The organism is Furfurilactobacillus milii, from assembly GCF_021654115.1.
Taxonomy (GTDB): domain Bacteria; phylum Bacillota; class Bacilli; order Lactobacillales; family Lactobacillaceae; genus Furfurilactobacillus; species Furfurilactobacillus milii.
In genome coordinates this window covers 1-7,575 of the sequence record NZ_JAIWJF010000018.1, presented here as the reverse complement: position 1 = coordinate 7,575, position 7,575 = coordinate 1, and the positions used below count along the sequence as shown (strand labels likewise).

At 36.7% G+C, this 7,575-nt stretch carries 9 protein-coding genes; 2 read left to right on the top strand and 7 right to left on the bottom strand.

Going from position 1 to position 7,575, the window contains the following annotated elements; all coding sequences use genetic code 11:
• Window positions 1-537, bottom strand: a 537-nt coding sequence (locus tag LDK34_RS12430) for a KxYKxGKxW signal peptide domain-containing protein (RefSeq protein WP_236941916.1), incomplete at its 3' end; no start/stop codon positions are given.
• A gap of 125 nt (window positions 538-662) precedes the next feature.
• On the opposite strand from LDK34_RS12430, the gene LDK34_RS12425 reads away from it, so the two are divergent.
• Entirely contained in the window at window positions 663-1,004 is a 342-nt protein-coding gene (locus LDK34_RS12425) for a hypothetical protein (RefSeq protein WP_236941915.1), read from the top strand.
• Window positions 1,005-1,110: 106 nt separating this feature from the next.
• Here LDK34_RS12425 and LDK34_RS12420 read toward each other — a convergent pair whose 3' ends face one another.
• The 5 genes from LDK34_RS12420 to LDK34_RS12400 form a co-directional block, all read right to left on the bottom strand.
• The gene (locus LDK34_RS12420; protein WP_236941914.1) at window positions 1,111-2,055 is read right to left on the bottom strand and encodes a hypothetical protein; all 945 of its coding nucleotides are present in this window, start codon (window positions 2,053-2,055) and stop codon (window positions 1,111-1,113) included.
• 13 nt (window positions 2,056-2,068) lie between these two features.
• Window positions 2,069-2,569 carry a hypothetical protein gene (locus LDK34_RS12415; protein ID WP_236941913.1) on the bottom strand — a complete coding sequence of 167 codons (501 nt, stop codon included), beginning with the start codon at window positions 2,567-2,569 and terminating at the stop codon, window positions 2,069-2,071.
• Window positions 2,570-2,643: 74 nt separating this feature from the next.
• Window positions 2,644-3,123: a hypothetical protein gene (locus tag LDK34_RS12410; protein WP_236941912.1), complete on the bottom strand. Its 480-nt coding sequence runs from the start codon at window positions 3,121-3,123 to the stop codon at window positions 2,644-2,646.
• Between the two features lie 223 nt (window positions 3,124-3,346).
• Entirely contained in the window at window positions 3,347-4,564 is a 1,218-nt protein-coding gene (locus LDK34_RS12405) for a Z1 domain-containing protein (RefSeq protein WP_236941911.1), read from the bottom strand.
• Between the two features lie 285 nt (window positions 4,565-4,849).
• Entirely contained in the window at window positions 4,850-5,779 is a 930-nt protein-coding gene (locus tag LDK34_RS12400; protein WP_236941910.1) for an IS30-like element ISLpl1 family transposase, read from the bottom strand.
• Window positions 5,780-6,235: 456 nt separating this feature from the next.
• Between LDK34_RS12400 and LDK34_RS12395 the strand changes: the two genes are divergently transcribed.
• Complete coding sequence (locus LDK34_RS12395; protein ID WP_003606447.1) at window positions 6,236-6,484, top strand: GlsB/YeaQ/YmgE family stress response membrane protein; 249 nt, start codon at window positions 6,236-6,238, stop codon at window positions 6,482-6,484.
• A gap of 117 nt (window positions 6,485-6,601) precedes the next feature.
• Here the strand turns inward: LDK34_RS12395 and LDK34_RS12390 are convergent, their stop codons facing one another.
• Window positions 6,602-7,318 (bottom strand): phage minor head protein, encoded by a 717-nt coding sequence (locus LDK34_RS12390; RefSeq protein WP_236941909.1) that lies wholly within the window; start codon window positions 7,316-7,318, stop codon window positions 6,602-6,604.
• Window positions 7,319-7,575: the final 257 nt, after the last annotated feature.

The window sequence follows — 7,575 nt, the reverse complement described above, 5'->3', positions numbered from 1 at the left end:
ACTCTTCGTATCACTGGCACTGCTTACTGCAGTAGCTGCTGATTGAGCAGCACTCTTCGTATCACTGGCACTGCTTACTGCAGTAGCTGCTGATTGAGCAGCACTCTTCGTATCACTGGCACTGCTTACTGCAGTAGCTGCTGATTGAGCAGCACTCTTCGTATCACTGGCACTGCTTGCTGCAGTAGCTGCTGATTGAGCAGCACTCTTCGTATCACTGGCACTGCTTACTGCAGTAGCTGCTGATTGAGCAGCACTCTTCGTATCACTGGCACTGCTTGCTACAGTAGCTGCTGATTGAGCAGCACTCTTCGTATCACTGGCACTGCTTGCTACAGTAGCTGCTGATGAAACAGCGCTCTTCGTATCACTAGTGCTGTTTACAGTGGCGGCAGTTAAGTTCCCTGAGGTGGTATCAGCATGAACTGCTACCGTTGATACCCCACCGAAGACAAAAAAAGACAGTGTAGCAATTGCGGCAAAAACGAATTTTTTGCCATCTTTATACATTTTATAATGTAATTTCTTTTCTCCCATTATAAATTCCTTCCCGCTCCATTATATTGAGCCCAACCTACTTTTGATTATATGCTTTTAGAACAGAATGACATGCCTAATTCTGCAAAATAAAGCACTTTTTTGTAAATAGTCAGGGAGATATCATGAATCAGTCAACTTTTCAGCTACTTGGTAATGTTGCTTCAGCAGATTTCTACCTTTGTGAAGACAGTGATATTACTTTAATATATGATAATAATGCCTATAATATGAAAGCTTTAGCCCAAGAAGCGCTTAAACTGCGTGTTCCTAATTCTTTGACCGTTATTGATTTAAACAACTTCTACGTTGGTATGATCCCTATTGATCATAATCAGATATTGACCATGATTCCTCATATTAACACCACCAATATCCCATTCAATTATCAGGAAATCACTAATTTTATCGGGTCTAGAATTTTTGGTGTTGGAAAGTATTTCCATTCCAAAAGTACTAGGCCCTAATTTAAAAAGCCATTGATAATGGATCAAAAAAGGCCAATAGGGTATACCCTATTGGCTAAAAGCAAATAAAAATTAGGTCAATATTGAGAAGATCAGCTAATAATTATCAATTAAGAGCATCTTGTTTTTCCTGGACCTTTGTCATTAAGTCATTGCTTACACGTGTCAAGAACTCTTTATAGTCATCTTCCCCCCAATGGTTATATCTGTTTGCTTCTTGATCGTTTTCGTTAGGGGCTGGATTATCTGTTGACTCTTCAAACCATTGTCTTATTATCGGTAATAGTTCACAATATACTAGTAGGTACTGTAAAAAAATGAGATGTCCATCTGTGGGCGAATAATTTGGAAAATCTTCATCATTCGAATAAGAACCAAGGTATTTATCTATACTTATCTCAATGGTATTATTGGTATCAATTTTCAATTCTAAGTTTTGATGTACGTCATACTCTAGTCGTATTTTTACTTGTTTTAAAGAAGAAGATTCTAAAAGAAAGGAAAGTGTACTTAGGATATTCATAATTCCATCACCAGTAGCTGAGACTTTATTTAGTGAATCTTCAGTATTTCCTTTAAAACCAATAATCGAGTCTATTTCCAGGCGTTTATCATTAAAAGTAAAACTAGCATCAGAATAATACACCATCGATATTAACCAAACGATCATGTTGCTCGTAATATTGTGATTAACTTGAACAACTTCACCTCTACCGTTAAAGCTAAAGAGCTTTCTTAGAAGCGATTTAGCACCTGAATTCTTATCAATTATTGCGTATATTGAATTGTTCATTTCATATAGTATTAAAAAGTTTTTGTTAACAACACTCGTCTCATCTACATTTGAGACCTTCTCATAAGATATATTAAAATAATTGAAATGTACAACAGTATTATTGAAGGTTTCCTCAGGATCATCATTAAAGACCTTTTGTACATCTAAATTTCGTATTGTTGGATCTCCCAGACTGTCGTTATCGACAGTATCTAGTTTTCCTAAAAGATTAATAAACGTACCCGTTGATATTCTCCATCTTGTAGTATTGGACATACTAAAAATCCTCCTAAGCTCTTATTTTTAAACGATTTTTGCGAAATATTTTTATCCTGTTTTTCTTGTTCCTGTTGATATCAATAGAAATAAAGTCATCTTTATTTCCATTAATATCATTAGCCATGATTGAAAACGGCACAATTGCCTTGTGATTGTCCATTCTACATATCAGCAACTTTCTTGTCTTGTCATCTACGACGTTGTTTCCACACGATCCGTCTAAAAAATCAGGGAAGTCAACAAAAAATTCTAAATAGTTTTTACTGGTATTGTTCCAATTTTCGCATGTTATACAAGCATATACTTGCTTAGGACTTTCTTGGCTAACGGTTATGCTCTCATCTTGCTTAGTTAAATCATTCTTATCAGTATTTATATATGCAGTAATGACAGGAATCCTTTTTGATACCTCATATTCTATAAGACTAACAATACTTGTAGACAAAATTGTGTAAAATGACAAATTAATAGAAACGTTTCCTTTGGGAATAAATGTAAATAATTGGGACAAATCAAAAACTTTATATAAAAAAATGCTTAAGAGTATAATAGTCAAAGGCCGGAAAAGTAATTTATAAAATGGTTTCATTTTGTTATATCACTTACTTTTTCGATTATGTTATTTGAAAAGTTTTCAGAGTCATTTTGGCTAAGTTTAAAAACCCCATTTGAATATATTGACATATCCTTATTGTTATTGTTAGACAAGGATATTTTTTCTATTTCAATGGAATTTGTGCTATATAAAATATCTAAGTGTTTAATCACTTGGCTAAGAATTAGCTTATTCTTTTCCCGTTTAATAGATTTTAATAGTTTGTTCAAATCAGTTGCATAGTCGGTGTCATCCTGTATTAATTTTATTTCATAAACCCAAAAATTTTCGGTGTTAAAGCACTTAATGAAATCAATCATAAATTTAGAATTCAAAATCAGCTGAACATAGCCCTGCTTTTTTTTCTTTTCTAATAACTCGTAGTATCCTGAGCCATCATAATTAAATAATGAAAAAATGCGTTTACTATTAACTGTTTTATAAAATAGTTTTTTGTTAACATATTTCACTATCCATCACATCCTTAGACTAGTTTTATAGTACTACTTTAGGAAGTCTGTAAAAAGACAATATTCGTTTCTAATGGATAGCATGAATCATAGCACTATCTGTTGTTAGTTTAGTATTCCTAAGCTACTTGATTTTAAAAAATGGGGGAGATATGGAGATCATCGATGCTATCTTATTGATTAATGTTTCAAAAACTCTGGAGTTTCACTATGATCATGAATTCTAAATAATATAAAAATTCTTTTTCATCGGCAACTTAATGTTCGGCACCCACACTGATTTACCGTTGTTCTTATCCCCAGAGACTTGGTACAATGTTAACACAAACTCATCCTGAAACTGATTAGTTTCTTTCCAGTCGTTTGGTGACAGTAATGCACGGTTGCCCAGTGTCACGTCACGATTGCGCCGGACAAGGATATGGCCGCTGGCCATTGGATTCTCACTACGGGCACTATCAATCATCTTAATGTAACCATCAAGATTAAATTCTTTTTCTGCTTTGAAATGCTTCAAAATATCCGATATAAATTTTAAGCTAACTTCAGTAGCGGGATCATCATTAGAAAATTGTTGAACTAAATCTGATATCTGCATAGTCGTTTCGTTCTTCGGTACGCTTGGAAAGTGGTTTGATCCGCCAACCAGGATATTCAGCAAGGATTTATCTAACACATTAGATCGCGTTGGATTCAAACCATCTGGATATGCAATCGTAATCTTCTTTCCTGCTTGAGCTTGACGGATAATCGAGTTATTAGTCTCATTGATTTCTGCAAAGAGTTTATACAACGCCCGGCTACTATACATTGTTATCAAGCCAGGATCGCGATCATAGCCAAACATACGATTATGTTGCCACATCGTATCCGCATTTGGATTTTTGCTGGTTCTGGTGTAGTAGAACGTATTCAATTGGCCAAAGGTTACACCCCGGCCCAGGTTAGTTCCCCCAATAACAAAGTTACATCCAGACTCATAGTCTTTGTCATCGTCAATTGATGTGCCGTTTAATAGGACAATCGTAAACTCACGTTTTTCAAGAATCTGTTTAACACGTGTCAATACTTGATCGTGTGGTTGTTTCTCAGTATTTTGTGGTGTAATAGCGGCATACTCCCGATCAAATGCATCAGTGAATTTTTCGTCAGCATGGTGGAAAGTCCACCAGGCAATTGCATCTTCAATTTCTTTTTTTGACTTCTCGTGAGCTGCTCGTCGAATGCCAGGGTGAACTAAACAGTTTGAGACTTTACCACCAGTTAGCAAGATTTGTGCTGATACGACCAAGTGGCGGAGCACAACATGCTTTGCGCTTTCTTGCGGTGTTTCATCATCAACAAAATGAATGAATTCAGGTATATCGTTAGTCTCTGTTCCTGGAAAGAAAAAGTCGCCACCGAGATAGCCATTACCAGGTTCAAAGTATTCAGTGAACATTGGCCGCCAATTGGATTTAAGACTCTGAAGTAGCAGGGCTTGGGGAGTACCAGTCACCTGAAGATAAATTGATGCTTGTGCTGTATCACGTATTTTTCGTAGTCGATCATTGATCGCGGAAACCTTTTCTTGATTAACCTTTGTATTTTCTGAGGCAGCATCAGCTTCATCATCAACGATGAATAATGCATTACCCTTCAGTTTTTGAGAATTGCGGAATCGATCAACCCATGCCTGTAAAACACGCGTATTCTTTTTTACAATAATTAGTGGTAGATTGCAAATTTAATCCGAATTTTTGGACAAATTTGTCAGCATAACCTGATACGGTGTTTGCCAGTCGAGTATTTTAAGCGGTCGCTGGTTAATTTGGAGTAACGTCGTCGTTAAATCTTGAGCACTAATGTGCTCAAAACGAGTCCCTTTAGGATAAAAATAACGTAAATTCCGATTAAAGCGTTCATTACTACCACGTTCAGCTGGCGTATAAGCATGGCAGTAATAGGTCTTAATACCATATTGTGATTCAAGTGATACTAGCCCACTAAACTCAGTGCCACGGTCCACAGTAAAGCTGTGCACCGGACCATTAAAAGTGGTTAGGAACTTAGTTAGGGCTTCATTAACAGTCGCTGTCGTCCGATCTTTTAACCGGTATGCCCAAAGGAACCGTGATTTTCGATCGATTAAAGTTAATAAAACTGCCTTACTATGCCCACGAGGACCAACGACTGTATCTAGTTCAAAATCGCCGATGCGATTACGTTGATTAATCATCATGGGACGCTGTTCAATTGATCGCCCCAAAGATTGATTATATTTGGATCGTTGGTCAACGTTACGCCGTTGGCGTACGCCATGTTCAGGTAGATCATTCAAGGAGAAACCAATTCTCCCCTGATTTAGCCAATTATAAATAGATTTAGTCGCTAGTTTAAATTCGTGAGCAATCATTCCTGGTGACCAGCTTAGACGTAAATGGTTGAGAATTTTTTGCTTTAACTCATCGCTCAGCTTAGTTTTCCGACCACATCGTGATCGCTTGTATTCGGCATCTGTTTGTGCTAATTCAGCCTGATAAGGTTGACATCGAGATAATTCATAAGAAATTGTTGACGGTGATCGGTTCAGCCGAACGCCCATTTGGATATTGGACAGCCCTAGTTCACAAAAGGTTTCGATTTTAATTCGTTCGGAATAGGTTATACTAAACAAAAGATCAGCTCCTAAAAGATGGGTTTGTGGTAAACACCATTTTAAAGGAAGCTGATCTTTTTTTCCGAACAGCGTTCGGATTAATTTTACAATCTACCATTGTTTTCATCATCAAAACTCCTTTTTAAGTCCGTATGCTAAATTGTTTGTAAGTGCAATAAATAAATCGATTATTCTTTAACGCCTGTAATTGAGAAAAAGGCAAATCAAAAATTCCTATTTTAAAAAGAATGGCACAATCGAATAACTTGTATGCAAATATTCAATTGTCTATAATTAGATCTAGAAGGATGCAATTTAGATAATAGAGGATTTCATATGAAAAGATTTAGACTTTGGTCAAAAATATCAATTATCATTTCTATATCTCAACTTTTATTAGCCATTTTTAAAGAAATTCAAAACTATAACAAATCTAAAAAACATCCTTCGAAAAATAAGAGAGGATGATGTTTTATGCATTGGTTATGGGTTTTAATTATTGGTGCCATCATTGGTGCTATTGCTGGAGCAATTACTAGCAAAGGAAAATCAATGGGGTGGATTGCTAATATTGTTGCCGGATTAGTTGGTTCCTCTATTGGAGAAGCTATACTCGGATCTTGGGGCCCTCAATTAGCCGGAATGGCAATTATTCCTTCAATTATTGGAGCAGTAATTGTTGTTGCTGTAGTTTCTTTCTTTGTCGGTAAATCAAAGAATTAGTTTTTAAGCTTCATTTAAGGTTCTTATACTAATTATAGATGCTAACTTAGTTAGCACCCCTCGACTTTGTTGTGAGCGAAGCCAATTAATAATATTCCTGGCCCACTTAGTTTTAAACTAAGTGGGCTTTTTTTGTTCCTTAAATACCCTATCAAGTTCACCAGACAGCAGATTCCCATCTTCATCACAGGCTACCAGCTGGCAACGACACCTTGGATGAGTATCCGTGGCTGGAATCGGTGCTTGTCCATAGGCAAATGTTTGTCTATCAAGTGGTTCACAAATATCACAAACATGATCATCTTCCTCGGTTAACCACATCACATACTGAACATTCTGTTCATCATACGCTCTATTCTTACCACCGTTGCTATTGCGTATAGCTTCATTAGTTGTTAACGTATGAATTCTGGATAGCATTTGGTTCATAGGCGTTGCTAAATTGTCATCAATTCGATCACCGCTTTGAGGAATACTGCGGGTCATTTTATTGATGTCTGATTTTTTCATGCGGCGACTCAAACCCTTGTTCAGGGTTTCTTTCATTCGTGTCGTCATGACGTCGCCATGCACCCAAATTCGTTGAGAATACTCAGCTTGGTTGGCTACTTTATCTGGAACTGTTGATAGTTTATTAGGGCTTGAATTATTATAGCCATCGATATACTGCTGTTTGAGTTCATTCACTGCAAATGATTCACTCTTTGCTGTAGCAATATTCATACCGGCGCCAATCATTGCACCCAACATATCACGCCGAGAAATAGATGCTTGGGCAAAGATTGCTTGCAAGCGTTTAGACAATTTGTCACTAGGACTAGCGTTAGCTAGCATTTCATCAATTGCTTTGTAAAAGGTAGATTGTAAAGAAAATAGGGACCCTTTCAGTTAACATGTGCTAACCAAAAGGGGGCCCTATTTTCTTTACTTATAGTTTTGGAGGGTGTTTACTAAAGTTTTTTTCTCCTCAATTGTCAAATCAAGTGCAACACTAAGAATCTATTCTTAGAAGTGGTCTAGTTGCTAAGCTAGTTCAGGCATTAGATCGGCTGGGCAGCGATAGTTCAATGACCGCCGTAGCCGGTTGTTTA